Genomic DNA, 25,038 nt, shown 5'->3' with positions numbered 1-25,038 from the left:
ATGTCAAGAGTCGGTGTATTTATCTGTCATTGTGGTACGAACATCGCGGGCAAGGTAGACGTGGCGAAAGTCTCTGACGACGCTATCGATATACCCGGCGTAGTGTATTCGAGCCACCAGAAGTATTCCTGCTCTGAGGCCGGGCAAAAAGTGATAATCGACGCGATAAAGGAAAACCGCATCGACAAGGTCGTCATCGGTTCTTGCTCGCCGAAGATGCATGAGAATACTTTTAGAAAGACTATCGAACAGGCGGGTCTCAACCCGTACATGCTCGAAATCGCCAACCTGCGCGAGCATGTCTCGTGGGTGACGGCGGACAAGGACAGCGCGACGCGCAAAGCCTTCGACTTGGTAAAGGCGGCGGTCGGCAAGGTCTCCTTCGCCAAACCGCTTACGCCGGGCCGGGTCACGGTCGAGAAGCGCGCGTTGGTAATCGGGGGAGGAATAGCGGGAATTCAGGCGGCGCTCGATATAGCCAACATGGGATACGAGGTCGTCATGGTCGAGAAGGAACCGTCTATCGGCGGGCGCATGGCGCAGCTCGATAAGACCTTCCCGACGCTCGACTGCTCGGCGTGTATTCTCTCGCCGAGAATGGTCGATGTGGCGCAGCACCCGAAGATACGGTTGCTGACCTATTCGGAGGTCGAGAACGTCAACGGTTACGTCGGTAATTTTAACGTGACTATCCGAAAGAAAGCCAAGTTCGTCGATGAGAGCACCTGCACCGGATGTCTCGAGTGCGTGACCAAGTGTCCGCTCAGGAAGAAAATCCCGAACGAGTTCGAGAACGGCAAAGCGCCGCGCGGCGCTATCTATGTGCCGTTCGCGCAGGCCGTTCCAAAAGTCCCGGTCATAGACAAGGAGTATTGCCAATGGCTGCTGTCGCCGGACCCCGACACCATCGAGGTCGCGGAAGGCGAGAAGAAGCCGAAGCGCAAATGTGGCGTCTGCGCCAAGAAATGCGAGCCGGGCGCAATCGACTTCGATATGGAAGACGAACTTATCAACGAGAAGTTCGGCGCGATTGTACTCGCGACCGGCTTTAACCTCTTCGACCAGAAGAAATACGGCGAGTACGGCGCGGGCGAAATACCCGATGTCATCACCGGGCTCGACTTCGAGCGCATGGTCAACTCATCCGGCCCGACCGAAGGCAAAATCGTGAGGCCGTCAAACGGCGAGAAGCCGAAGAAAGTCGCCTTTATCCAGTGCGTCGGCTCGCGCGATGAGGCCAAGGGCGTCCCGTATTGTTCGCGCATCTGCTGCATGTACACGGCGAAGCAGGCGATTTTGGTGCGCGAAAAGTTGCCCGACGCCGAGATATACGTCTTCTACATGGACATCCGCGCGGCCGGTAAAGGTTACGAGGAGTTTGTCCTGCGCGCCCAGCGCGAATACGGCGCCAATTACGTGCGCGGTCGCGTTTCGCGCATCTACGAGCACGACGGCCACCTGGTGCTGAAGGCCGCGGACACCATTCTCGGCATGCCGCTTGAGATGGAGGCCGACATGATCATTCTAGCGACCGGCTCGATCGCCCGCGAGGACAGCGTCGCTCTCGCAAACACAATCGGCATCACCACCGATGCTTACGGCTTTATCAGCGAGGTTCATCCGAAGCTGAAACCGGTCGAGGTTCCGCGCGAAGGCGTCTTCGCCTGCGGCGCGGCGCTATCGCCGAGAGATATTCCCGACACGGTCGCGACCGCCGGTGCGGTAGCCGCCAAAGTCGGCGTGCTCTTCTCGAATGATATATTGATGAGCGACCCGATGGTCGCCAATGTCGACCCGATGATATGTGTGGCCTGCGGCGCCTGCGTCGAGGTCTGCCCGTACTCGGCGATCACGATGGAAGAGTTCAGAGGCAAGAAATTCGCCAAGGTAAACGAGGCGATGTGTCAGGGTTGCGGAACCTGTTCGGCCGCGTGCCGTCCGGGCGCCGCGCAGCTCAGAGGTCAGACCGATGAGCAGATATTAAAATCGATAGAGGCGGTATTACAGTGGTAGATAATCAAGAGTTCAAGATTATCGGGTTTTTCTGCAACTGGTGTAGCTACGCCGGTGCGGATTTGGCGGGCAATTTACGACTCGCCTATCCGGCGGACTTGAGGATCGCAAGAATCCCTTGTACCGGCCGGATGGACCCCTTGTTCGCCCTTAAAGCTTTGCTCGACGGCGCGGACGGGGTCATGGTGTCCGGCTGACACCCGGGTGATTGCCACTATCGTGAGGGCAATTACTATGCCAGGCGGCGCCTGGCGCTGTTCAACGAAATACTACCGGTTCTCGGCATCGAGCCGGAGAGGTTCAGGTATACCTGGATCGCGGCGTCCGAGGGCAAGGAACTCAAAGAGGAAGTCGAGGACTTTATAGTCGCGCTCCAAAAAGTAGGTAAATTCAACCCAGACGTTTTCTCTATGCTCGCTCCGGATACGGTTGCCGAGATAGAGAACGCGGGAGAGAAGGTTGAGGCTTAAAGATGGAAAAACTCGAAGCGGAGCTGCGAGAAAAAGCGAAAGAGCTTCTCGAGAAGGAAGAGGTGACCACGGTCATCGGCTGGGGCGCGGGTTGGAACCCGGCGAAAGCCTCACCGCTCTTCGCGCGCGACGCGCAAGATGCGGGCAAGCTGGTCTTTAATCCGTTTTGCCAGAATAACCTGGCGGTTTACCTTCCGAGGTTAAATGAGAAAGCGGCGGTCATAACCAAGCCGTGCGACGCGGGCTCGGTAGTCGCCCTTATCGCGGAGGGCAAGATAGATCGCGAAAACGTCAAGGTTATAAGTATTAAGTGTCCGGGGACGGTCAATCCGGCCAAGCTCGAGGCGGCTGTCGGCTCGCTGGACGACGCCACAGCGGCCTATCTCGATGGCGACACTATAGTCGTCGAGGTAGACGGCGAGGCTAAACGGGTGCCGTTCGCACAGGTCGCGCTCGATAGGTGTTACCTGTGTAACCAGGAGAACGCGTTCGGCGACATCGTCATAGACGAAGGCGTCACCAAAGTCACCGGTGAGGCGGTCTCAATCGTCCCCGAAGACGCCGATTCGGCCTGGTGGCGCGATTTCTGGGCCAAAGAGTTCGACCGTTGCATACGCTGCTACGCGTGCCGCGAGGCGTGCCCGGCCTGCTACTGCCGCGATAACTGCGCGGTCCAAGCGCTGCGCGAGCGCTGGACGGGCGCCAAACTCGACGCGAAAGAAGCACTCATGTTCCATGCCCAACGCGCCATGCACGTGGCGGGGCGCTGTACCGAGTGCGGCTCGTGCGAGCGGGCGTGCCCGGTAGGCATACCGTTGAGCCTGCTGCACAAGCAGGTCGGCGACGCGGTGCGCAAACTCTTCGATTTCAACGTGGGGGAGAAAGCGGATGCGCGTCCGCCGCTGGAAGTCTTCCGTAAGGAGGAGTTGGAAAGTGGTCACTAAGATATTACCAGCCGGCAACCTGCAAGCCTGGCTTGATTCGCTGGTCGCGGCCTACGAGGTCTACGCCCCGGTGGAGGGTGAGGGCGCCTCATCGTTTAAGAAAATCGATAAAGGGCGGATGCCCGCGATGGATATTCGCACAGACACCCCGCCGAAAGGCTTGATATTCAAGCAAGTCGAGAAAATCCTTTCGTTCGAGGTAAACCCGGACGGCATCACCGTCACACCCGGGGATGAGAACGGGACGAAAAAGGTGGTCTTCGGTATCCGCCCTTGCGACAGCAGGTCGTTTACCTTGACCGACAAACCCTTCTTCGACCCCGAGCTGCCCGAGAACCAATATATGGGGCATCGTAACGCGTCGGCGCTTGTCACAACGGCGTGTACCAGCGCTTGCCGCACGTGTTTTTGTACCTCGATAGGGGGCGCGCCCGACGAGAAGACCGGCGACGTCTGGATGATGGACATCGGTGATAAGTATCTCGTCGAGTCGCTCACCGAGAAGGGCGAGGAGCTTATCAGGGCAAACGAAGGTCTCTTCAGCGACGCGAGCGCCGACGACGAAGCGGCGGCCAAGCGCGTCGGTGAAGAGGTCGCAAACTCGATGCCGAAGCTCGATATCGCCGACGCCAAAACGCTCGACGCGCTCTTCAACGACGATGCTTTCTGGCGGAAGCTGACCGACAAGTGCTTAAGCTGCGGCGCGTGTACCTTTGTCTGCCCGACGTGCTACTGTTTCGACGTGCGCGACGAGGGCAACACCAGAAAAGGCGAGCGCTATCGTGGCTGGGATTCATGCATGTTCTACCAGTACAACCGGGCGGCCGGCGGCCACAACCCCAGGGAGTTCCACTGGAAGCGCATGCGCCAGAGAATGCTCCACAAATTCAGCTACTTCCCGGAGAAATACGGCGACATCGACTGTGTCGGTTGCGGGCGCTGCATCAGAAGCTGCCCTGTCTCCTATGACCTCCGCGACTTTTTAGAGGGCTCGCTTGCGGCTACCGGCGCCGCGCCGGTAGGCTTCGAGAAAGAGCTGCCAAGCGAAGACGAAAAAGTTCGCACATGCGAAGTAAAGCCGGCCGATGAGACCGTCAAGACGGGAGGGGTTTAGATGACTAGCGCAGTCAAAACATTAGTACCGACAATCGCCACCATCATCGAGGCGTTCGACGAGACGCCGGATGTAAAGACATTTCGGGTCAGAATAGACGACGAGCAGGCCTGGGAGAACTTCAAGCAAAGACCGGGTCAAGTCGCCGAGTTGTCGGTCTTCGGCGCGGGCGAGAGCGTTATCTCTATAACCTCGTCTCCGACGCAGACCGAGTACCTCGAGTTCTCCATCAAGCGCTGCGGCGTGGTCACCGACTACATCCACACCATGGGCGCGGGGGATAAACTCGGCATCCGCGGCCCCTACGGAAACGGTTTTCCCGTCGATGCCTGGAAGGGCAAGAACTTAATAATCATCGGCGGCGGTATCGGCCTGGCCCCGGTTCGCAGCGTTTTGAACTACGCCATCGACAACCGCGACGATTTCGGGCACATAACGCTCGTCTACGGCGCGAGAAGCCCCGAAGACCTCGTCTTCAAATGGGAGTACGAGCGCTGGGGGGCGGTCAAAGACCTCGATATGAATATCACCGTAGACTGCGGCGACGACAAATGGAGCGGCAAGGTAGGCTTCGTGCCGACCATCCTAAAAGAGGTCGCCCCATCGCCGGAGAACGCGATCGCCTTAACCTGCGGGCCGCCGATTATGATCAAGTTCGTCCTCCAAGATTTGGCCGAGATGAACTTTAGCCCCGAGCAGATAGTGACCACGCTAGAGGGCAAGATGCAGTGTTGCGTCGGCCTCTGCGGGCGCTGCAACATCGGCAGCCTCTTCATCTGCAAGGACGGCCCGGTCTTTACGCTGGCCGAGCTGAATGGCATAAATGGGGATTTTTAGAAAACCGCATAGTTGTCGGTCGCCGTGCGAATCACCGCCGGTGCATTGAATAGTCCAACTTTAAAGAGCCTCGAGCGATTGGGGCTCTTTTTGCGTCCGCTCGCAAGATAAGAGACATTTTATTATTCTGCCCCCCCCAGAAGTTGACCCATCCCGCCGTTACTGGTAGATTGAAACCTTGTATGAGACTCTTTCGCACGCTTGACCGAACAAAAATCGCGGCATTGATCGTCACGGCGTTTATACTACTCTCACCGGCGGCTTACGCATCTCCGCTCGATTCTAAGCGCTCCGAGCTAAAGAGTATCGACGCGCAAATCAAGGTGAATAAGAGCAAGCAAGCGTCTGCTGAGCGACGCCAAGCGGATATCCGCGGGCAGATTGAGGAGAGCAGCCAAAAACTCGTTCAGATGCAGACGCGACTCAATGCGCTGCAGACAGAACTCAACGAGCTAATCGAGCGCACGAAGGCGACCGAGACCAAGCTAGACGATACGAAAAAGAAGCTCGGCGAAGCGGAGACCAGGCTTTCCGATGCGCGCACAGGGCTCTCGTTGCGGCGCGGAGCTTTCGACAAGCGCCTGGTAAACACATATAAACGCGGCACCGAGAACACGCTGACCATCCTTCTTAAGTCCGAAGACTTCGGCGATTTTATGTCGCGCTTGGCGTTTTTGCGCATGATAGCCGAGCACGGCGGACGGCTTGTCTTAGACCTCAAGCAGCTCACCACCGATATTTCAGGCGAGGTCACTCAAGTCAGGACTATGAAAAAGGTTATCGACGAGCAACACCGGCGCCTGGTCGCGGATAAGAAGCGGATGGACGAGAAGATGGCGAGCGTCATCGCGCAGCAGGAGCGGCTGGAGACAGAGGTAGGAAAGCAGCAGCAGCTCTATGCCCAAATCGAAGAAGAACAGCGGCAACTCGCGCAGGCCGAGGACAACCTCAGGTCCAGCTCGGTCAAGATAGCCGCGCGGATTCGCGCGCTTGGGGGAGCCGCGTCCGCCACGTCCAATGCGGCAAATATACCGAAGGATTTAAGGCCGCTCGCGGCGGCGACCGCCGAGAAATACGATATCCCGGAGAAGCTCTTCTTTGCGCTCATCACCCAGGAGTCGGGGTGGGACTATGGCGCCGTATCGCGCTCCGGCGCGCTCGGGTTGACCCAGGTGATGCCGTTTAATGTCATCGCTATGGGCTATGATATCGAAAGTTTCAAGGAATCTCCATCCGACCAGCTCGAAGCGGGCGCGAGATACTTGAGCCGGCAATTCAAGACCTTCGACCGGTGGGACTTGGCGCTCGCCGCGTACAATGCCGGCCCCGGCGCGGTTCTGCGCTACGGCGGCATCCCCCCGTATCAAGAGACGAAAAACTATGTCCGCGCCATCCTCGCGTCGGCGGGTTAGAGCCGACATTCCGATACCGATTCCCGGCTTAGGCAAGCCCTCGTCGCGCCGGCGGATTAGATTAGTCCCGATTTTATTTCCGGTAATCGGCAATTCGGGCCATCGATAGCCAAAGTCCTCATACCATAAGCAATACTTATGAATACAGTTGCTAATCGATTAACAACTGTAAATATATTGACAGCGTAGCAAGCAAGCACGTATAATCGCTAATAAGGTTCGCTTAAGGTATGTATTTACGATTATTAGGAGGGATTGCCGGTGGGTAAGTTGTTAAAGGTAGTCATGGCCGTGACGGTTGCGTTTGTAGTGCTTCTCGCCGCGGGCTGCGGTGCGCAGGGGCCAAAGGAGACGGTGAGCGCTAACAATCTGCCTGAAGCGAAAGAATCAAAGTACTACAAGCCGGAGACCCTGCGCGTAGGCTTGATCCCGAACATTTCTCCCGAGAAGCAACTGGCAAAGTACGAGCCGCTCGAAAAATATTTGGAAGAAAAACTGGGGATGCCGGTGGAGCTGTTTGTGGCTACCAACTATACAGGAGTTGTTCAGGCGATGGTTGCCGAAAAGCTTGACCTGGCCTATTTTGGTGCGCTTACATATGCTCAGGCATTGCAGCAGACAGAACTTGAGCCAATAGTCACGGAGATTGACAAGGAGACGGGCACGACCAAGTATTACAGCGAGATAATCGCCCGTACCGATAGCGGCGTAAACACGCTCGATGACCTCAAAGGCAAGACCTTTGCGTTTGGTGACCCTAGCTCTACATCGGGCTCGCTGTATCCGCGCATGATGCTTGTCGAGGCCGGTTATGATTGGAAAGAGAAGTTCGCGCCGCTTTCGCTTGCTATCTTCTCTGGCGGTCATGATGCAACGGCCCAGGCTGTTCTCAACGGCACCGTTGACGCGGGCGGCGTGGAGGGTCGCATCTTGAGGAAACTCATCAAAGACGGCAAGGTGGATGGCGGCAAGCTCAAAACGATAGCGAAGCAAGAAGTCGAGGGTTACCCGTGGTGTGTGCCGTCAAATCTCGACCCGGAACTCAAGAAAAAACTAGTGGAAATATTCGTAACGATAGACGACCCTGAGCTTCTCGACCTTCTTAGGGCTGAGAGATATGTCGAAATCAATGCCGACGCGTATAAGGAAGCTCTTGACAAGGGTATCGAGCTTGGCCTGATTTCGCCGAAAGTTTAACATACTAACAAACTAAGTCCGGCACGCGATGTCTGAATTATTGGATTGTAGCTTTATATGAGTATCCAAGTCGAGAGCCTTACAAAAACATTTCCGGGCGGCGCTGTCGCCCTTAACGACCTGTCGTTATCGGTCGACAAGGGCGAAACCGTCGCGATTATAGGGCCAAGCGGAGCGGGTAAGACGACGCTGTTTCGAGCGCTTACCCGCTCTATTCATATCGACAAAGGCGCTATCGCTCTCAATGGCCTTGATTTGTATTCGCTGCCATATGCGCGACTCAAGAAAGTCCGCGGTACGATTGGCGTCATTTACCAGCAGCACAACCTGGTGAGGGAGCTTTCGGTCGCGACAAATGTGGTTGCCGGGCTTCTAGGCCGGCTTTCAACGCCGGCGGTATTGCGTCTACTCCTATTTGGCCCAACACCATTTTCGTACCAGAAAGCCGCTATGTACCTTGATGAAGTGGGAATTCAGAATAAGCTCCGTATGCGCGCCGGAAACTTAAGCGGTGGTGAGCAGCAGAGAGTGGCGGTCGCACGTTTGCTAATGCAAGACCCGGACATCATCCTCGCTGACGAGCCGATCGCTTCTGTTGATCCTATCTCGGCGGAGCGCATCATGGATGCGCTAATAGCGATGGCGGCTATGCGCGGTAAAACCCTGATCTGCAATATCCACAACATCGACATCGCTCGCAGGTATTTCACGCGCGTTATCGCCATGCGACGCGGACAACTTGTGTTTGATGGTTCGCCCAGGGAATTCAGTGCCGAGTTGCTTGCTTCGATTTACGAGGGGAACGAAGACGATATGCTTAAAGGCTGGTACGTTAACGACCACGGCAAGAGTGCGGCGAGCATCAATTCCGCCCGCGAGCCCTCGATGGAACAGGACAACGACAGGCATTCATGTGTCCGAAAGGAGCGAGGGGGGCCGTGCGGGTAATGCAAAACAAGCCCGGAACAGGCAAGGGAACAGACAGAAATGGCGCGCTCAACGTTATCGTGCAAAAGAAGTCGCTGAAGACTCTTCTTGTTATGGCCGCATTTGCGTTTGCCGTCTCATGGAGCGCAAAAGGAGCTAAGATAGATTTTGCCATGCTCTTTGGTGATGCGGGTCGGGCGAACATGAAGAAGTTTGTCCTGAGTCTTTTCCCCCCGGAAATATCGTCGAACTTCCTGCTTTCGCTCGTAACCCCAATCCTTGAAACAATTCAGATATCGATTATGGGCATAGTGCTAGGCCTTGTCATATCGATTCCCTTCGCGTTTGCCGCAACCCGTACACTTAGTCGCGCACAAGTGCCTGGTGTGGGATTATTATCGCGATGGGTTGGCGGACACCTCCCATATCTCGTCGCCAGAAATGTCCTTAACTTCCTGCGCACGATACCGGAGTTAGTCTGGGCGCTGATTTTTATTACGGCAGTGGGCTTAGGGAGCTTTGCCGGCGTACTAGCGCTCGCTGTGCATAACGCCGGGCTGATGGGCAAGATTTACTCGGAGACCATGGAGGGTGTTCTCGTGGGACCGGTGGAAGCGGCGCGGGTGATGGGGGGCAACCGGTTTAAGATCGCGGCTTTCGCGTTAGTTCCTCAGGCGTTAAACGGTATTGTATCTTATACTCTATATCTATGGGAGTGCAACATTCGCACGGCGACTATTCTCGGCTTTGTCGGCGCGGGCGGTATCGGTCAAAGTATTGATTTGGCTATGAGGCTATTTCGCTATAACGAACTGCTTACACTGATGGCGGCTGTATTTATGATGGTGTTTGTGGTCGACAGCATAAGCGCGCTTATACGTCGCTCCTTTACCTTAAAGACTTTCTAAAAAGAAAGAGGGGGACGGCAGACCGTGTGAAAACCCCGATAATTCACGTGTGTATAAATCACAGAAGTGCGGTATTAAAATAGAAATGGTTATCTATTAGACATACGCTTGTTTATTGAGCAATGCGGACGATAGCAGGAGGCTGCCATGGACCATAGCGAATACCCGCGGCGCGAGCCGGATGAACAAAACCCGCAAGACGATAAGACAGGGCACGATATGCAAGGGATGGAAGGGATGGACCACGGCGGCGGAATGGGCCGGGCGGGCCACCACGAGATGATGGTCGCCGATTTCAGGAAACGTTTCTGGATTTCGCTCGCTATAACCATCCCGGTCCTCATATTGTCCCCGATGCTACAGATGTTTGCCGGGTTTGGGGAGTCGCTGCGCTTCGCGGGCGACCAGTTAGTCCTCTTCGGGCTCTCATCGGTCATCTTCTTCTATGGGGGCTATCCCTTCCTGGCGGGCCTCATCGACGAGGTGCGCAAGCGCACGCCGGGGATGATGACGCTCATCGGCGTGGCCACCTCGACCGCGTATTTCTACAGCAGCGCGACCGTTTTCGGCCTGCCCGGAATCGACTTCTTCTGGGAACTCGCGACATTGATAGATATCATGCTTCTCGGTCACTGGGTTGAGATGCGCTCGATAATGGGGGCCTCGCGCGCGCTCGAAGAACTGGCGCGTCTGATGCCTCAGGACGCTCACAAGGTGACGCCGGACGGAAGCGTCAAAGACGTACCCTTAAGCGCCCTTATCCTCGGCGACAGGGTGATTGTCAAGCCGGGGGAGAAAGTGCCCGCCGACGGCGAAGTCGTCGATGGAGCGACCAGCGTCAACGAGTCGATGCTTACCGGTGAGTCGAAACCGGTATCGAAGACGCCAGGCTCGATGGTAATCGGCGGCTCGATAAACGGCGAGGGCTCGGTTACCATAGTAATCGATAAGACCGGTAGGGACTCATTTCTCTCGCAAGTCATCGACTTGGTACGCGAGGCTCAGGAGAGCAAGTCGAGGACGCAGGATTTGGCGGATCGCGCCGCGCTGTGGTTGACTATCATAGCGCTTACCGGTGGTTCTATCACATGGTTGGTCTGGTTTGTTGTCTTAAACTCCGAACTCTCTTTCGCCATCGAGCGGGCGGTGACCGTGATGGTCATAGCCTGTCCGCACGCGCTGGGGCTTGCCATACCGTTGGTCGTCGCGATTTCGACCGCGCTTTCCGCGAGCAAAGGTCTTCTGATTAGAGATCGCGCGGCGTTCGAGCGGGCGAGAAATATCCAGGCCGTCATCTTCGACAAGACGGGGACGCTCACCCAGGGCAAATTCGGCGTCACCGATAAGGTCATCCTTGCGGACGTGTTGAGCGAAGACGAACTCGTCAAATATGCGGCGTCTGTCGAGGCGTACTCCGAGCATCCTATCGCCAAGAGCATAGCCGGCTCGGTCGTTGAGACCTTTGAGACGACCGGCTTTAACTCTATCCCCGGCAAGGGGGCCGAGGCTAAGGTTAACGGCCGCGATGTGAAAGTGGTTAGCCCCGGTTATCTCAGAGAGAAAAATATTCCGTATGACGATGCCCGCATCGGAAAGATAGCCGAGCAGGGGAAAACGGTCGTCTTCGTCCTCATCGACGGCGAGCTTAACGGTGCCATAGGGCTTGCCGATATCATCCGGCCCGAGTCGCGTGAGGCGGTCGCCAAGCTCAAGGAGATGGGTGTGCGGGTGATGATGCTCACCGGCGACAACCGCCAAGTCGCCAAATGGGTAGCGGGCGAGCTGGGTCTCGACGATTACTTTGCCGAGGTGCTGCCGCATGAGAAATCGGCCAAGGTCAAAGAGGTGCAGGCCAGAGGGCTCACCGTTGCGATGGTCGGCGATGGTGTCAACGACGCACCGGCGCTCGCGCAGGCCGATATCGGTATCGCGATAGGGGCGGGAACCGACGTGGCGGTCGAGACGGCCGATATCATCCTGGTCAAGAGTAACCCGCTCGACGCCGTCTCTATAGTCGGGCTCTCAAAAGCGACATACCGTAAGATGCTGCAGAATCTTGCCTGGGCGACCGGCTACAATGTTTTCGCGCTCCCGCTCGCCGCGGGCGTGTTATATAGTTATGGAGTCGTGTTGAGCCCGGCAATAGGCGCCGTCTTCATGTCCATTAGCACTGTTATCGTCGCTATAAACGCGAGGCTGTTGAGAGCCTAAGTCTTGCCGTCCAAGCGCTGTCGGATACCCCTGTTTTGTGCTACTATACTTTTCAGGTCGGTCTTTGCGGACCGGACTGTTTTGCCGCACACTCGCACTCATACCAACACACTTAGGCGGCGCGGCACCCTACGGAGGAGACCAATGACCCTACGGAGGAGACTCATGAAGAAGACCATCGCCGGCATACTCGTCGCACTATTGGTCGTTTTGGCGGTAGGCTGCTCGAACACGGGCGCAACCGACACTAAGACCACGGAGACCACTGTCAAGAAAGAAGCCGTCAAAATAAAGATAGGCACACTCCCCACCGAAGACGCACTCCCGATTTACGTGGCGAAGCAAAAAGAACTCTTTAGCGAGGTCGGCGTCGATGTCGAAGTCATCGTTTTCAACAGCGCGCAAGAGCGCGACGCGGCGCTTCAAGCAGGCCGGATAGACGGGCTTACGGGGGATATCCTAGCGGCCGCGGTGCTTGAGCGGGGCGGGGTTCCGGTCTCCATAGTCAGTGTCTTGCTCGGCTCGCAGCCGACCGAGGGCCGGTTCGGCATTCTGGCCTCGCCGAAATCCGAAATCAAGGCAATCGAAGACCTCAAGGGCGTGCCGATTGCCGTCTCCGGCAACACAATCATCGAATATGTCGTCGACGGCATCTTGACCGGGAACGGGTTTGCCGATGCCGACATCGAGAAAATCGAGATCAAGAAGATTCCCGTGCGCCTGGAGGCGCTGATGAGCGGGCAAACACAAGCCGCGGCTTTGCCGGACCCGTTGCTGTCGCTTGCCCAAGCACGGGGTGCTCGTTTAATAGTAGACGATACCAAAGGCGCGAACCTCTCCCAGACGATTCTGCTCTTCGGGGATGAATTCCTCAGCGAGAACCGGGACGCGGTTGGGGACATGCTCGAGGCCGTCAATGACGCGGTCATTCTCATCAATGTCAAGCCCGATTCGTATCGCGGCCTCCTTATCGAGAAAGCCGAACTCCCCGAGGCGATTGCCGAATCGTATCAGGTAAATCTCTACCCGCAGGTGCAGCTCCCAACCGAGGACGATGTCGAGCGTCTCCTCGACTGGATGGTCAAGAAAGACATCATCAAAGCCGGTTTGACCTACGACGACCTTGTCAACCGGGAGGTTCAGCCTAACTAGTGTCGACCCCGGAAGGCTAGGCTATTTCATCATGGATGCCCGGAGCGTTTCAACTATTTTCACGGACAAAATCATCCCTAATCATATCGAAATCATTCTTTAGCTTTCATGGGCGTCGCCGATGAATAATCTAGCCAGTTCTACATCATATGCATTCAAGGAGGAAACATATGTCAGACTTGATCCGCCGGCTAGAATCCGAACACGCGTCTCTCGTCGACTCGTTCAACAAGATAAAGAGACTCGAAATTAATTCAGACGGCGCCCCGGTGCTGCTGCAGTCCATAAAGACGGCTCTGCTCGCGCACTTGAAAAAAGAGAACGAGACGATCTACCCGAAGCTACGCGAGGAATCATTTAACAACCCGCGGCTTCAACAGACACTCGACCTTTTCGCGCGCGACATCGTCCGTCTTGCGACCGTTTTCATCGAGTTCCTGGATAAATATTCCCAGGGCGGATCCCAGAGCGATTATGCCGGGGACATCAGCCGGCTCGCTATAATAATGAGCGCGTTCGCACGCAGGGAAGAAGATGTAATTTTCTCGGCTTATAAGGATTTTACGATTGGAAGAGCCGCGTAGATAAGGCAGTCTAATCGTTGACGACACGCCATGATGTCCGCAGACTCTACGGCATTTGACAAGGCGGAGGCGGGGTCTTTGAAGACCCCGCCTGTCGTAGTTGTGCCCGCATTTTACGGCGCACAGTTCTCGATATCCGCGGCATAAGATAGGTGTTGCGGCGATGCTCTTCGCTAAATCTTCGAGACAGCGGTAATTTATCGGTCGCAAACCCGATAAGCCAGCGGGGTTCTCGGCGCCCACATAATTTTGGATGTGTCCCCCGACCTGTTTTATGTTTGACAAAACATTTCTAGACCCATATACTTAGTTGGGTGTAAATCAATGCTGATTATTTTGTCTTGATTGAGGTGATATAGATGGCACACAAAAAAGGAATGGGAAGTACCAGGAACGGTCGCGACAGCCAATCTAAGAGGTTGGGCGTTAAAGCTTTTGGCGGCCAGCATGTCAGCGCCGGCAGTATCATTGTGCGCCAGCGCGGCACCAAGATTAAGCCCGGCAAGAACGTCGGTCTCGGACGCGACTACACCATCTTCGCTCTTATCGATGGGTACGTGGCTTTTGGCGGCCACACTAAGAGCGGACGCAAGGTAAGCATCTTAAGCGAAGCCGTTGCGGAAGCGTAGATTTTAAAGGTCGATAGAAGCCACAGGAGACTGTGGCTTTTTTTGTTTAGTGCGCGACGGGGCGCGTTAGCGTCCCAGTCGGGGCGAGGGATAGAGATATGAGTTCGTTCATAGATGAAGCGAGAATATTCGTCAAAGCGGGAGACGGCGGAAACGGCGTCGTCAGCTTCTTTCGCGCTAAATATATACCGAAAGGCGGTCCGGACGGCGGTGACGCCGGACGCGGCGGAAGTGTCATTCTCGAAGTCGATGAGGGTTTGCGCACGCTCATCGACTTCCATTACCACCGGCAATTCAAAGCCAAGCGCGGCCAACACGGACAGGGGAGCAATAAGTCCGGGGCCAACGGCGACGACATTATCTTAAAGATTCCGCCGGGGACGGTGGTCAAAGACGGTGACGGCAATGTCATGGCCGACCTGACCGAACCCGGCGAGCGGTTCGTCGTCGCGCGAGGCGGCATAGGGGGCCGGGGTAATGCGCGGTTCGCGACGCCCACCAGGCGCTCCCCATCGTTTGCGGAGAAGGGTGAGCCGGCCGAGGAGCGCTGGATAATGCTTGAGCTTAAACTCCTTGCCGATGTGGGCCTGGTCGGTTTCCCGAATGTCGGTAAATCCACCCTTATCAGCAGGATATCCTCGGCGAAGCCTAAGATAGCGGGTTACCCGTTTACGACCCTCACACCAAACCTGGGTGTGGTCGGCCTGCCCGATGGCCGAAGTTTCATCGCCGCCGACATACCCGGCATCATCGAAGGGGCGCATACCGGGAAAGGGCTCGGCTATGAGTTTCTGCGCCACGTCGAGCGGACCGCGGTCATCATCCACATCCTCGATATGGCGTCGCTCGAAGGGCGAGACCCCCTGGAGGATTTCGAAGCCATCAACCGGGAGTTAGCGCTATATAACCCTGAGCTTGCGGCGCGGCCGCAGGTAGTGGCGGGCAACAAGCTCGATATTTACGGTGAGGACGATAGACTGCGGCGGGTCCGGGATTACATGGCCGAGCGCGAAATCCCGTTCTTCGGGATATCGGCGGCGGTCGGAACCGGCGTCGAACGGCTCCTTTACGCGGTCGCGGACATCCTCGATAAAGTCGAGCGCGAGCCGGTCAAAAAAGAGAAAGTCGCTGTTACCGTCGAAGAACACGACCCCACCGAGATTACGGTGAGCAGGGATAATGATGTGTGGGTGGTAAGGGGTATCGATCTTGAGCGCATGGTTATCATGACCGATTTCGAGAACGAATATGCCGTTATCCATCTGCAAAAGCGCATGAAAAGCATCGGCGTCGAGGACAAGCTCGTCGCGGCCGGCGCCCATGAGGGCGATACTGTCAGCATAGGCGCGATGGTCTTCGAGTTTTATCCTTTTTAGGCGGCTATCACGGCGCCGCATAAAAGTGATAAAATAGAAGTTAGTCTTAAAATCTAATTAGAGGTGTTTGCCTTGCAAAGGACTGAATGTCTTCCGTAACGCTCGCCGGATTGTCGTAAAACTCGGGACGAGCACGGTCGCTAAAGAGACGGGCGGTATCGACCACGTCCAACTGAAGAGCATAGTCGAACAGGTCGCGCAATTGAAAAAGGACGGTTACGATGTGGTAATCGTCTCTTCGGGCGCGATTGCGGCGGGTGTCGAAGGCCTCGGCCTTAAGGCGCGGCCTTCGACCATCCCGGAGCTTCAGGCCGCCGCATCGGTCGGCCAGGGACTTCTTCTCCACGAATACGCGAGCCTATTCAGTAAGCACGGTATTAAGGTCGGCCAGGTATTGTTGACGCAGTACGATGTTATCCACCGCCAACAATATCTCAACTCGCGCAATGCCTTAAAGACCCTGCTCGCGCTCGGCGTCGTCCCTATCGTCAACGAGAACGACGCGACGGCGGTCGACGAGATTCGTTTCGGCGACAACGACACGCTCGCCGCGCTCGTTTCGAATCTTATCCGCGCCGACCTGCTGATTTTGCTCTCGGATATCGAAGGGCTCTACACCGGTGACCCTCGCGACGGCGGGGACGCGAAGCTGATAGAGATGGTCGAAGATATCACGACCGAGATAGAGTCGCTGGCCGGTGGAGGCGGCTCGTCGTTTAGCTCGGGGGGAATGGTCACAAAGATACAGGCGGCGCGCATCGCTATCTTCGCGCAAGTCGGTATGGTCATAGCTCATGGCCGGAGGGCGAACGTTCTTATCGATATAATGAACGATGAGCGTGTCGGCACGTTTTTCGCGCCGCGCAAGAAACGTCTGAGCGCGATGAAGTTATGGATAGCGTTTGGCAAGTCGCCTCGGGGCAGCGTCGTCGTCGACGACGGCGCCGCGAACGCGTTGATATCGGCGGGCAAGAGCCTTCTTCCCGCAGGCGTAGTCGGCTGCGAGGGCAGGTTTCAGGCGGGCGACGCGATAACGGTCAAAGATTTGCAGGGCAATGTCTTCGCGAAAGGGCTGACGAATTTTTCCTCTAGCGAAGTCGATGAGATAAAGGGACTCAAAAGTTCACAGGTGCTGGAGAAATTTAGCGACAGCGCCAGTGAAGAGATAATCCACAGGAACTGTTTGGTAATATTACGCTAGGGGGTCGGACGATGGCAGAGTCGGGGGAGATAAAGACCGAAATTTTAGAGCTGGGCGCGCGGGCGAAAGCCGCATCCCGGATAATGGCGACGCTTAGTACAGCCGAGAAAAACAACGCGCTGACCAGCATGGCCGAAGCACTGGTAGCCAACGCCGACAAGATTCTCGCGGCAAATGAAAAAGATATGGTAGAAGCCGCCGCCAGAGGTATCGGCTCATCGCTAATCGACCGCCTGATGCTCAACTCGGCGCGCGTCAAAGAGATGGCCGAGAGCCTTTTCGACGTGGCGATCCTCACCGACCCGGTCGGGGAGACCGTCAAAGGATGGCGGGTGCCGAACGGGCTGGAGATTCGCCAAGTCAGAGTGCCGCTCGGAGTAGTCGGCATAATCTATGAGGCCCGACCGAACGTCACTGTCGAGGCGGCGGCGCTCTGCGTAAAGAGCGGCAACGCGATAATCCTGCGGGGCGGCTCGATGGCGAACCACTCGAACATAGCGCTGACCGAGGTCATAGCGAAAGCCGCCGCGGATGCGGGTCTGCCGGCCGCCGCGATTCAGGCGTTGGCCGACCCCAGCCGCGAATCCGCGAATGAGCTGATCCGTCTCGACCGGTACGTCGACCTGCTCGTGCCCAGGGGAGGTCCGGAGCTTATCCACGCGGTCGTCTCGCACGCGACCGTTCCGGTCTTGTGGGCCGGCGCGGGTAACTGCCACATCTACGTCGATGAGACCGGCGACCCGGATATGGCGGCTAAGATAGTAGTCAACGCCAAATGCGGGCGCCCGAGTGTCTGCAACGCGGCGGAGACGCTTCTGGTACATAGAGCGGTCGCAGCCGAATTTGTCCCGAAAGCCTGTGCGGACCTAATCGAGCAGGGCGTTACCATCATCGGAGACGAAACCGTACGCGGCCTCGTCCCCGAGGCACAAGAAGCTACCGAGAAGGACTGGTATACGGAGTATCTAGAACTCAAAATAGCGGTGCGCGTCGTCGACTCGATAGACGAGGCGGTCGCGCATATCAACAAATACGGCACCATGCACTCGGAGTCCATCATCACCCGGGACCACGACGCGGCGCGCAAATTTACGCGAGAAGTAGATTCGGCGGCGGTCTATGTCAACGCCTCGACGCGCTTTACCGATGGCGGACAGTTCGGGATGGGCGCTGAAATCGGTATCAGCACGCAGAAATTACACGCGCGCGGGCCGTTGGGCTTGACAGCGTTGACGTCTACGAAATACGTTATAGAGGGAAACGGTCAAATCAGGCTATAGGAGGATATCTTGACCATAGAACAAATCGTCACATTAGTCGTTCTTCTGTTAATACTGCTCTTTGCCGTCTGGGCATATAAAGAATCGACATCCGCGAAGGAAGAGTAAGAGCGCGAGGCCCGGCATGAGCGCCGGGCCTCGCATCGAACATGCGTGAATCACCTTACGCCGCCATCTCGGGACGGCTCGGCTCCGATATCTCTTCGAGAATCTCGCCGGCCCCCTCAAGGTTGCCGCCGCGTACCGCGATGTCGCCGAGCGCGCAGACACCGACGAGCGCGCCGAACTCATCGACAACCGGAAGCCTGCGAATCCGGAACTTCTCCATGATTTCGCCGGCTTCCTCCAGGCTGGTTTCGGGTGAAACGACGTGGACATCGGTGCTCATTATGTCTTCCGCGTTGGTCTCAAGGGGCAGCATCTCCTCGGCGACCGCTCGCATAGCGATGTCCCGGTCGGTCACCACGCCGACCAGCGCGTTGCCATCCATGACCGGCATAAACCCGACATTGAGTTCCTTCATCTTACGCGCCGTCTCCACCAGGTTACTCGTGGTCTGGACCGTCTTCGGGTCTTTTGTCATCAGATCTTTAATCTTCATTCCAAACACCTCCGTTCCAAACACTTTCGTGTCTTATGTGGCTTATTTTGGTATTCCCACTTTTTGCCGATATTAAAAAGGCGAGAATCGGGCCGATATATCAATTGATAGGCTTATATCTTGCTAAAACCGCTGCTTGCGGTTAACATTAATGTGGGAAAAACAGGAAGAGGGGAGATTTGGCTATGGATGGATTTATTGTCACCGCTGTATTGTTCGGCATAATATCCTTGCTCGCTCTTTATGTGATCTTTCGCGCGATAAAGAACTACATTCGCGAGGGCAAAGAGGAACAAGCAGAGCGATCACCAGCCGCACCGCGCGCAATCATGACGGCAATGCCGAAACCCGCGCAGGCAGCGGCAAAACCGGGGGCGGCACCAGCCCAGGCGCCGCGACCGGCGGTGGTCGCGGAGCCGAAAGAAGCCGAGAAAGCGAAAGAGCCGGAAGTAACTATCGAGGCCGAAGCGGCCCAAGAGACCCAAGCGACCCAAGAGACCCAAGCGGCTGAGCCGGTCAAGGCCGAAGATAAGGGTGTGGAGGCTGAGGGCGAATATCCGCCAATCAAGACACAAGCGCCTAACGGTGAGAGCGAAAAACGCGTTGCCGAGATTCAGGATATCCTCGGCAAGCATCTCTAAATGATAAGAGCGTTTATCTTCGACGTCGACGGCACCCTCGTCGATACCAGAGATATCCATACTAACGCCTGGAAAAAGGCGCTTGCCGCGGTCGGCATAGAGCTGAGCGCCGAGGCAATCCAAGGGCAGCTCGGTCGCAGGGCGGTCGACATCATCGAGGACTTTATCCCCGAAGACCGGCCTGAACTGCGAGCCGATGTCCTCGATAAGAAATGGCGGGCGTTTCGCGACGCCTACGCCGATATCAAGGTCTTTCCGAAGACAAAAGAACTCTTCGCATACCTACACGACAAGGGATTAGAGCTTGCGCTCGCCACATCGGCCAAGCGCCAAGACGCCGAGTTTTATGTAGAACTCCTCTCGGCGGGACCATACCTCAAGGCGGTGGTCGCCGCCGAAGACACCGAGCACTCGAAGCCGCACCCCGAGATATTTCTGAAAGCCGCCGCCCTCCTCGGCGTCGCCCCGGAAGAAGCGGTCGTCGTCGGCGACAGCGCGCATGACATAGAGGCGGCGGTGCGGGCCGGGATGACCCCGGTTGGCGTCCTTACCGGCGGTAATACAGAGTCCATCCTTCGCGACGCCGGAGCCGAACGGGTCTACGCCGACATCGAAAACCTCTACGAGCATATCCGGGAAATCCTCTAGCCGCATCCAATCCTCGCGGAATAAAAATATTGTAACCACTCAGCGAAGTTTTTTGAAAAAACTTTTGCCGGGATTTTAGCGAAAAATTATTAATTAGCCCTTGACCAAAGGACGCTTGTATTGCTATATTCAGAAGTGCAATTGCACAAATACAAGTATGCGCTTATATTGGCGCAGTTTCGCGAGAGATCTCTTCAGACGGAAACTACATAAGGAGGGGGAACTATGAAAAAGCTGATGACGGCCTTGCTCGGCATCACGCTTGTCCTGGCTATGCTTACGGGTGGGACATTCGCCTACATGACGGCGCAGGCCGAAAATATGGACAACACGGTCACGACAGGCACTATGTGCATAGGAACCGACCCGGAGCCGTTTCTAACGGTAAACGGAGCCATGCCCGGCGGTCCGGCCTATGAGTCGACGGTCACCGTTTTTACGAACACTCCCACGAAATTCTTCTACAAGGTCAAATCCGTGAGGCAGGTGGGGACGAGCACTAAGCTCTGGAATGCCGTCATGGTGCGGATTACCGACAGTGTGACGGGCGAGGTGTGGACGGGCAACCTAAACGGTCTCCAGACCGGATGGCTTGCGAGGGAGAGCGGTGTCTCCGGGGGCGGCCCGAGCAACGGACGCAAAATCAATTTCAAGGTCTGGATACCGCAAGAAGCGGATGTCGATGAGGAGACCACAGCCACGATCATGTTCAGATTCGACGCCGAGCAGTGGCGACCGGCAATATAGTGATTACCAAATTCGGCGGCTAGAACGTCGCTGAAGAACTCGCCATACTCTTGGCCGGGGGCCGGCCATTCGCCATAAGGTCCCCGGCCAATACGACCGAGTTTCCAGTGATATGCGGGGCGCAGGCCGAATCTTAAGAAGGTGGGGACGATGGTTTATATATTTTCAAGAGTCAAAGGTTGGTGGGGGCGGACCGGATTTATCGACAAGGCGATGTCCATGGCGACCATGGCGATAGTCGTTTTATTTCTCGCGCTCTTCGCCCTCATCGCGCAAGGCGGCTTAGGGCTGCTCATAGTCAAAAGCGACAGCATGAGCCCGTCGATGCCGGCAGGCTCGCTTCTGGTCTTCGCAAGAGCCGGTATCGACCAGGTGGAGATAGGGGATACGGCAGTCTTTCGGGAGGGCTCAGCGACAAACTCGCTCGTCACGCACCGGGTAGTCGAAAAGGCATATGAGGAAGGCGAATTTCTTTTAAGGACAAAAGGCGACAGCAATCACCGCGGCGACGAGCTGCTCGTAAGCGAAGATAATTTGATGGGGAAAGCTCTGGCGGTTATTCCGTCGGCTGGTCGGGCGCTCGCATACACGAAGACACCGGCGGGTATTTTAGTTCTCAATCTATTGCTCGTCGTCTTCATCGTGCTCGTAATGTTCGACCGGATTCGGCTCTCACAGCGAATGGCGTACATGGCGACCGAGGGGGCCCTCGTCAACCCGATGGTCGCCGGCGAGAAAGAGAGGGTCTCTGGTGAAGACAAGTGATTGATCCGACGCCGTAGGACTTCGGGCTGTCAAAGGTATGGCCGCGAGATAATTTTCAAACGGCCTCTTAAAAGTTTTTGCCGCCGGGAATAACGGTCAAAAAGGTCCGGTCGCGGTCGATGGGTGTCTTATGCGTATCGGCGCCGTCGCCTTCGACGGTCGCGTATTGGACGCGATTGAGATATTGACGAAGGTGAAGGCCGACTGTCTCGATATATTTGAGGTCGAAGTTGTGTTTCTGCGCCGCGACTTTGAGCGACATGTCCAGGATATCGTCGTCGAGATAGAGGATGAGTTCGCACTCGCCCAAGAAACGCATGCGCTTATCACCTATAAGGCGCAGCCCGCTGTAGGATTCCCAATGTCTGAGAAATTCGTATTTGTCCATTTTAAAACCCCGGCTTATCTGTCGTTGGTCGCTAGGCCTAATATCGGCAGCTCGTTCCTATCTCTAAAGCGCCGGATTAGGGAGAGGATGTGGCCGGAAATGTCGAGCTAGATAGTCCTTTTCATAACCAGGAGCGCGATATCGTCGGTCAGGCGCCCGCGTGAAAACGCGAGGCAGGCGTCGATGATGCTGTTAGCGGTCTCCTGGGCGTGCTTTCCGATGGTTTCCAAGAGTGTCTCTTCGAGGCGGCCCTCTCCGAAAAATTCCGAATCCGCCCGCGCCTCGAGGACGCCGTCGGTATAAGCGACAAGAAGGTTGCCGAGCCGCACTTGGATGGACTTCTCCCGGTACGCGTAGTCCGCGATAATGCCGATGGCGGGATCGTTGGTCGTCAAGAAGGTGCATTTCTCGGCGGTGTTGTCGAGCAGGCACGGATAAGGGTGACCGGCGTTTACGTAGGCGAGAACCCCGGTTTCGGGTTCATATATGGCGCAGAACGCCGTTATGAAAACCGCGTGATCGACCTGCCGTCGCACAAATCCGTTGACTTGGGAGATAGCATGGGCGGGCGAGGGGTCTTGATAGAGGTAAGCGCGCAAGGCGTACTTCACCATCGAGGTATAGGCGGCCGCCGCGATACCCTTGCCGGAGACGTCCCCGATGATGAGGGCGAAGCGCCCGTCGATATCGAAGATATCGTAGAAATCGCCCCCGACCTTTGCCTCTTCAGTCGCCGACGAATACATCACGCCTATCTCCGCGCCCGGTATCGATGGGATAAACGCGGGGAGCATGCTGCGCTGGAGAGATTCGGCGATATTGAGCTGCGCGGCGTATAGTCTCGAGTTTTCCATCGCGACGCCGAGTTCGTTTCCGATCGACTCGAGCAGCGTGGCGTCACCCTTGCTGAACTTGCCGGGATGGCGGCTGCCTAAAGGGAATGAGCCGATAGTCTTTCCTTTCGATTTAATAGGCGCGCCAATCAAACTGGCGAAGGCCTCGTTGACTACCGTCGCCTCAAAATCAGCGGAATCGGCGAGGTTTTCGATGATGAGCGAATGACCGGTTTCCACCACCCGGCCCGGTAAGCGCTCCCCGACAGGTATTATCCTGCTGTTGGCGACAAAATTCTCGCTGAGACCCTTGTGGGCTCCCAGTCTCAGGGAATTCTTTTCCTCATCCAAGATATAAATGGCAGCCCCGTCGGCTTCGAGTAATTCCATCATGCTATCGATGGCAGCCTTGAGCATCGTATCGAGGTCGAGCGTTTGCGAGAGCACGTTTGAGAGGTCATTGAGAATCGACAGTTCCCTTGTGCGCCGTTTTGCCGCCTCTTCGGATTGCCTGACGCTCTCGTATAGTCGCGAGTTCTCAAGCGCTATGGCGGCGTGGAGCGCGATACCGTCGAGAATCGAGATATCGTGCTCGTCGAAGTGTTTCTCGGGCCGCCGGCTCGAGACCCAGAGGGTGCCGGTTATCTCGCCGCGGTAGGTGAGGGGAACCATCGCGATGGCTCGCAAGCCCGCTTCCGCGAAGACCGGCACTCGCTCTTTCAATTGCTGGTAATCATCGATTATCAACGGTTCGCTCTCTTCGATGACGAGGCCTGTCATGCTGCTGGTCAGTGGGACATCCACTTTTGTCAGCACTTCGGGCAGGTTGTATACGAACGGGTATGTGACAACGCCCCTTTTTTTATCGAAGAGACCTACGGCGCCGACGTCCGCGCCGATGAGTTCGGTCGCGTTCTTGGCAATCTTGTACATGAGTTCTTCGAGCTTAAGACCGCCTGTTATGTCGAGTGTGACGTCGAGGAGAGTCTGGAGATCTTTGCCGCGCTCCTCAAGCTCGCTCGATGTGTTCTTGACACGTTCGAAGAGCCGCGCGTTCTCAATGGCGACCGCGGCCTGCTTCGCGAGGCCGCTCGCGAGTTCGATTTCGCGGTCGGTGAATTTATGCGACTGTCCGGGATTGTCTATACCGATACTTCCTATGACCCGGTCGCCGATTGTTAGTGGAACGAACAGCCCGGTTTTTGCGTTGAATCCATCCATCGTACGTTTAGCGGCAGGGGAGAGACCGGGGTCTTCGTAGTCTAAAACCGTCGTCAGTCCGCTCCGGTATATTTCGAAGAACTCCGCGCCGAAATCGGCGACTGTGAAGCCGGCGCCCACCGCCACGCCGCCGTTGTGCTCGGCGATGACTTCGTGCGTGTTTTCAACCGGGTCATAGAGGAATATGACATTGCGCTTGAGCTTGGTTATCTCCGCGACCAGGTCGGAAAATCTCTTCAGAACCTGCTCGGTATCGAGGGTCGAGCCGATGACGTTAGCCGCTTCAATAAGTATGTTTGCGATGCGGAGCGTCTCCGCCAGCTCTTCCTCATGCTGCCGCTGCGTGTCGTACAAGCTCGCATTTTCAAGGGCGACGGCTGCCTGAGCCGCGACTGTCTCCAGCAAGTTTGCCCCATAGCGCTTAATTCGCCCCTTATTCGTCATGCTAAATATTTCGATAACGCCGGTAAGGCGGTTCTTGCGCATTATCGGGGTCGCCAAGACACTCTTAATTCCCTGTGCGGCAAAGGCCTCGATTTTCATCGGATAGGTCGCGTAGTCATCGACGATGATCGTGCGCCGCTCTCGAAGTACCTCATATAGCGTGCCCCGGCCACGGGGTATCTTTTCAACCATGACGGCGTCGGGGACGTTGTATGCGTATCGCTTAGTTACCGAACCGTCCTCCGCAACGAGCGCGATGAGACCGCCGTCTCCCTCGCAGAGATGCGTCGCATGGTGGACGATCTTTTTGAAGAGTTCGTCGAGTTCGAGTTCCGAGGAGATGTCGACCATAATGGAGACGAGCGACGACATCTTCTCTCCAAAACCCGGCGATGTATCGGTATGTGGTTGAGGAAACAGCTCTTCAGGAATGGGTGTCACCAACGAATACCTCACTTGTGAAAATCGCGTTTGTCATACTGCACGGCTTAAACG

General features: G+C 56.3%; 23 protein-coding genes. 20 read left to right on the top strand and 3 right to left on the bottom strand.

Features of this window, described 5'->3' with window-relative positions; translation table 11 throughout:
* The 16 genes from KGZ93_09660 to KGZ93_09585 all read left to right on the top strand — a co-directional run bounded on the left by KGZ93_09660 (position 1) and on the right by KGZ93_09585 (position 18,255).
* Positions 1 to 2,013 carry a CoB--CoM heterodisulfide reductase iron-sulfur subunit A family protein gene (locus KGZ93_09660; protein MBS3909866.1) on the top strand — a complete coding sequence of 671 codons (2,013 nt, stop codon included), beginning with the start codon at positions 1 to 3 and terminating at the stop codon, positions 2,011 to 2,013.
* Positions 2,001 to 2,483 carry a hydrogenase iron-sulfur subunit gene (locus KGZ93_09655; GenBank protein MBS3909865.1) on the top strand — a complete coding sequence of 161 codons (483 nt, stop codon included), beginning with the start codon at positions 2,001 to 2,003 and terminating at the stop codon, positions 2,481 to 2,483. Before KGZ93_09660 ends, KGZ93_09655 begins: the two co-directional genes overlap by 13 nt.
* 2 nt (positions 2,484 to 2,485) lie before the next feature.
* Complete coding sequence (locus KGZ93_09650) at positions 2,486 to 3,427, top strand: 4Fe-4S dicluster domain-containing protein (protein ID MBS3909864.1); 942 nt, start codon at positions 2,486 to 2,488, stop codon at positions 3,425 to 3,427.
* The gene (locus KGZ93_09645; protein MBS3909863.1) at positions 3,417 to 4,541 is read left to right on the top strand and encodes a 4Fe-4S dicluster domain-containing protein; all 1,125 of its coding nucleotides are present in this window, start codon (positions 3,417 to 3,419) and stop codon (positions 4,539 to 4,541) included. The genes KGZ93_09650 and KGZ93_09645 overlap by 11 nt, the downstream gene beginning before the upstream one ends.
* Complete coding sequence (locus KGZ93_09640) at positions 4,542 to 5,378, top strand: FAD/NAD(P)-binding protein (GenBank protein MBS3909862.1); 837 nt, start codon at positions 4,542 to 4,544, stop codon at positions 5,376 to 5,378.
* 182 nt (positions 5,379 to 5,560) lie between these two features.
* Entirely contained in the window at positions 5,561 to 6,790 is a 1,230-nt protein-coding gene (locus KGZ93_09635; protein MBS3909861.1) for a transglycosylase SLT domain-containing protein, read from the top strand.
* A gap of 261 nt (positions 6,791 to 7,051) precedes the next feature.
* Entirely contained in the window at positions 7,052 to 7,987 is a 936-nt protein-coding gene (gene phnD, locus KGZ93_09630; protein ID MBS3909860.1) for a phosphate/phosphite/phosphonate ABC transporter substrate-binding protein, read from the top strand.
* A 57-nt stretch (positions 7,988 to 8,044) separates the two neighbouring features.
* Positions 8,045 to 8,935 (top strand): phosphonate ABC transporter ATP-binding protein, encoded by an 891-nt coding sequence (locus KGZ93_09625; protein MBS3909859.1) that lies wholly within the window; start codon positions 8,045 to 8,047, stop codon positions 8,933 to 8,935.
* On the top strand, positions 8,935 to 9,822 hold the full coding sequence (phnE, locus tag KGZ93_09620; GenBank protein ID MBS3909858.1) for a phosphonate ABC transporter, permease protein PhnE: 888 nt from the start codon (positions 8,935 to 8,937) through the stop codon (positions 9,820 to 9,822). The genes KGZ93_09625 and phnE overlap by 1 nt, the downstream gene beginning before the upstream one ends.
* Before the next feature lie 147 nt (positions 9,823 to 9,969).
* Complete coding sequence (locus KGZ93_09615) at positions 9,970 to 12,033, top strand: copper-translocating P-type ATPase (protein MBS3909857.1); 2,064 nt, start codon at positions 9,970 to 9,972, stop codon at positions 12,031 to 12,033.
* Between the two features lie 165 nt (positions 12,034 to 12,198).
* On the top strand, positions 12,199 to 13,185 hold the full coding sequence (locus tag KGZ93_09610) for an ABC transporter substrate-binding protein (GenBank protein ID MBS3909856.1): 987 nt from the start codon (positions 12,199 to 12,201) through the stop codon (positions 13,183 to 13,185).
* Between the two features lie 170 nt (positions 13,186 to 13,355).
* Positions 13,356 to 13,769: a hemerythrin domain-containing protein gene (locus KGZ93_09605; protein MBS3909855.1), complete on the top strand. Its 414-nt coding sequence runs from the start codon at positions 13,356 to 13,358 to the stop codon at positions 13,767 to 13,769.
* Between the two features lie 359 nt (positions 13,770 to 14,128).
* Entirely contained in the window at positions 14,129 to 14,398 is a 270-nt protein-coding gene (gene rpmA, locus KGZ93_09600; protein ID MBS3909854.1) for a 50S ribosomal protein L27, read from the top strand.
* A 98-nt stretch (positions 14,399 to 14,496) separates the two neighbouring features.
* Positions 14,497 to 15,774, top strand: coding sequence for a GTPase ObgE (gene obgE, locus KGZ93_09595; GenBank protein ID MBS3909853.1), 1,278 nt, complete (start codon positions 14,497 to 14,499; stop codon positions 15,772 to 15,774).
* A gap of 82 nt (positions 15,775 to 15,856) precedes the next feature.
* Positions 15,857 to 16,975 (top strand): glutamate 5-kinase, encoded by a 1,119-nt coding sequence (gene proB, locus KGZ93_09590; GenBank protein MBS3909852.1) that lies wholly within the window; start codon positions 15,857 to 15,859, stop codon positions 16,973 to 16,975.
* A gap of 11 nt (positions 16,976 to 16,986) precedes the next feature.
* Positions 16,987 to 18,255: a glutamate-5-semialdehyde dehydrogenase gene (locus tag KGZ93_09585; GenBank protein ID MBS3909851.1), complete on the top strand. Its 1,269-nt coding sequence runs from the start codon at positions 16,987 to 16,989 to the stop codon at positions 18,253 to 18,255.
* Between the two features lie 163 nt (positions 18,256 to 18,418).
* On the opposite strand, the gene KGZ93_09580 is transcribed toward KGZ93_09585, so the two are convergent.
* Positions 18,419 to 18,856: a CBS domain-containing protein gene (locus KGZ93_09580; GenBank protein ID MBS3909850.1), complete on the bottom strand. Its 438-nt coding sequence runs from the start codon at positions 18,854 to 18,856 to the stop codon at positions 18,419 to 18,421.
* Positions 18,857 to 19,041: 185 nt separating this feature from the next.
* Here KGZ93_09580 and KGZ93_09575 point away from each other — a divergent pair, with 185 nt between their 5' ends.
* The 4 genes from KGZ93_09575 (at position 19,042) to KGZ93_09560 (ending at position 21,657) form a co-directional block, all read left to right on the top strand.
* Entirely contained in the window at positions 19,042 to 19,497 is a 456-nt protein-coding gene (locus KGZ93_09575; protein MBS3909849.1) for a hypothetical protein, read from the top strand.
* Positions 19,498 to 20,145: an HAD family phosphatase gene (locus KGZ93_09570; protein ID MBS3909848.1), complete on the top strand. Its 648-nt coding sequence runs from the start codon at positions 19,498 to 19,500 to the stop codon at positions 20,143 to 20,145.
* Between the two features lie 225 nt (positions 20,146 to 20,370).
* Positions 20,371 to 20,892 (top strand): SipW-dependent-type signal peptide-containing protein, encoded by a 522-nt coding sequence (locus KGZ93_09565; protein ID MBS3909847.1) that lies wholly within the window; start codon positions 20,371 to 20,373, stop codon positions 20,890 to 20,892.
* A 150-nt stretch (positions 20,893 to 21,042) separates the two neighbouring features.
* The gene (locus tag KGZ93_09560; protein ID MBS3909846.1) at positions 21,043 to 21,657 is read left to right on the top strand and encodes a signal peptidase I; all 615 of its coding nucleotides are present in this window, start codon (positions 21,043 to 21,045) and stop codon (positions 21,655 to 21,657) included.
* A gap of 67 nt (positions 21,658 to 21,724) precedes the next feature.
* On the opposite strand, the gene KGZ93_09555 is transcribed toward KGZ93_09560, so the two are convergent.
* Entirely contained in the window at positions 21,725 to 22,045 is a 321-nt protein-coding gene (locus KGZ93_09555; protein ID MBS3909845.1) for a hypothetical protein, read from the bottom strand.
* 107 nt (positions 22,046 to 22,152) lie between these two features.
* Positions 22,153 to 24,987 (bottom strand): GAF domain-containing protein, encoded by a 2,835-nt coding sequence (locus KGZ93_09550; GenBank protein MBS3909844.1) that lies wholly within the window; start codon positions 24,985 to 24,987, stop codon positions 22,153 to 22,155.
* Positions 24,988 to 25,038: the final 51 nt, after the last annotated feature.

Source organism: Actinomycetota bacterium, from assembly GCA_018333515.1.
Taxonomy (GTDB): domain Bacteria; phylum Actinomycetota; class Aquicultoria; order Aquicultorales; family Aquicultoraceae; genus Aquicultor.
The sequence above is the reverse complement of the archived record's forward strand: the minus strand, read 5'-3'. Positions and strand labels throughout refer to the sequence as shown.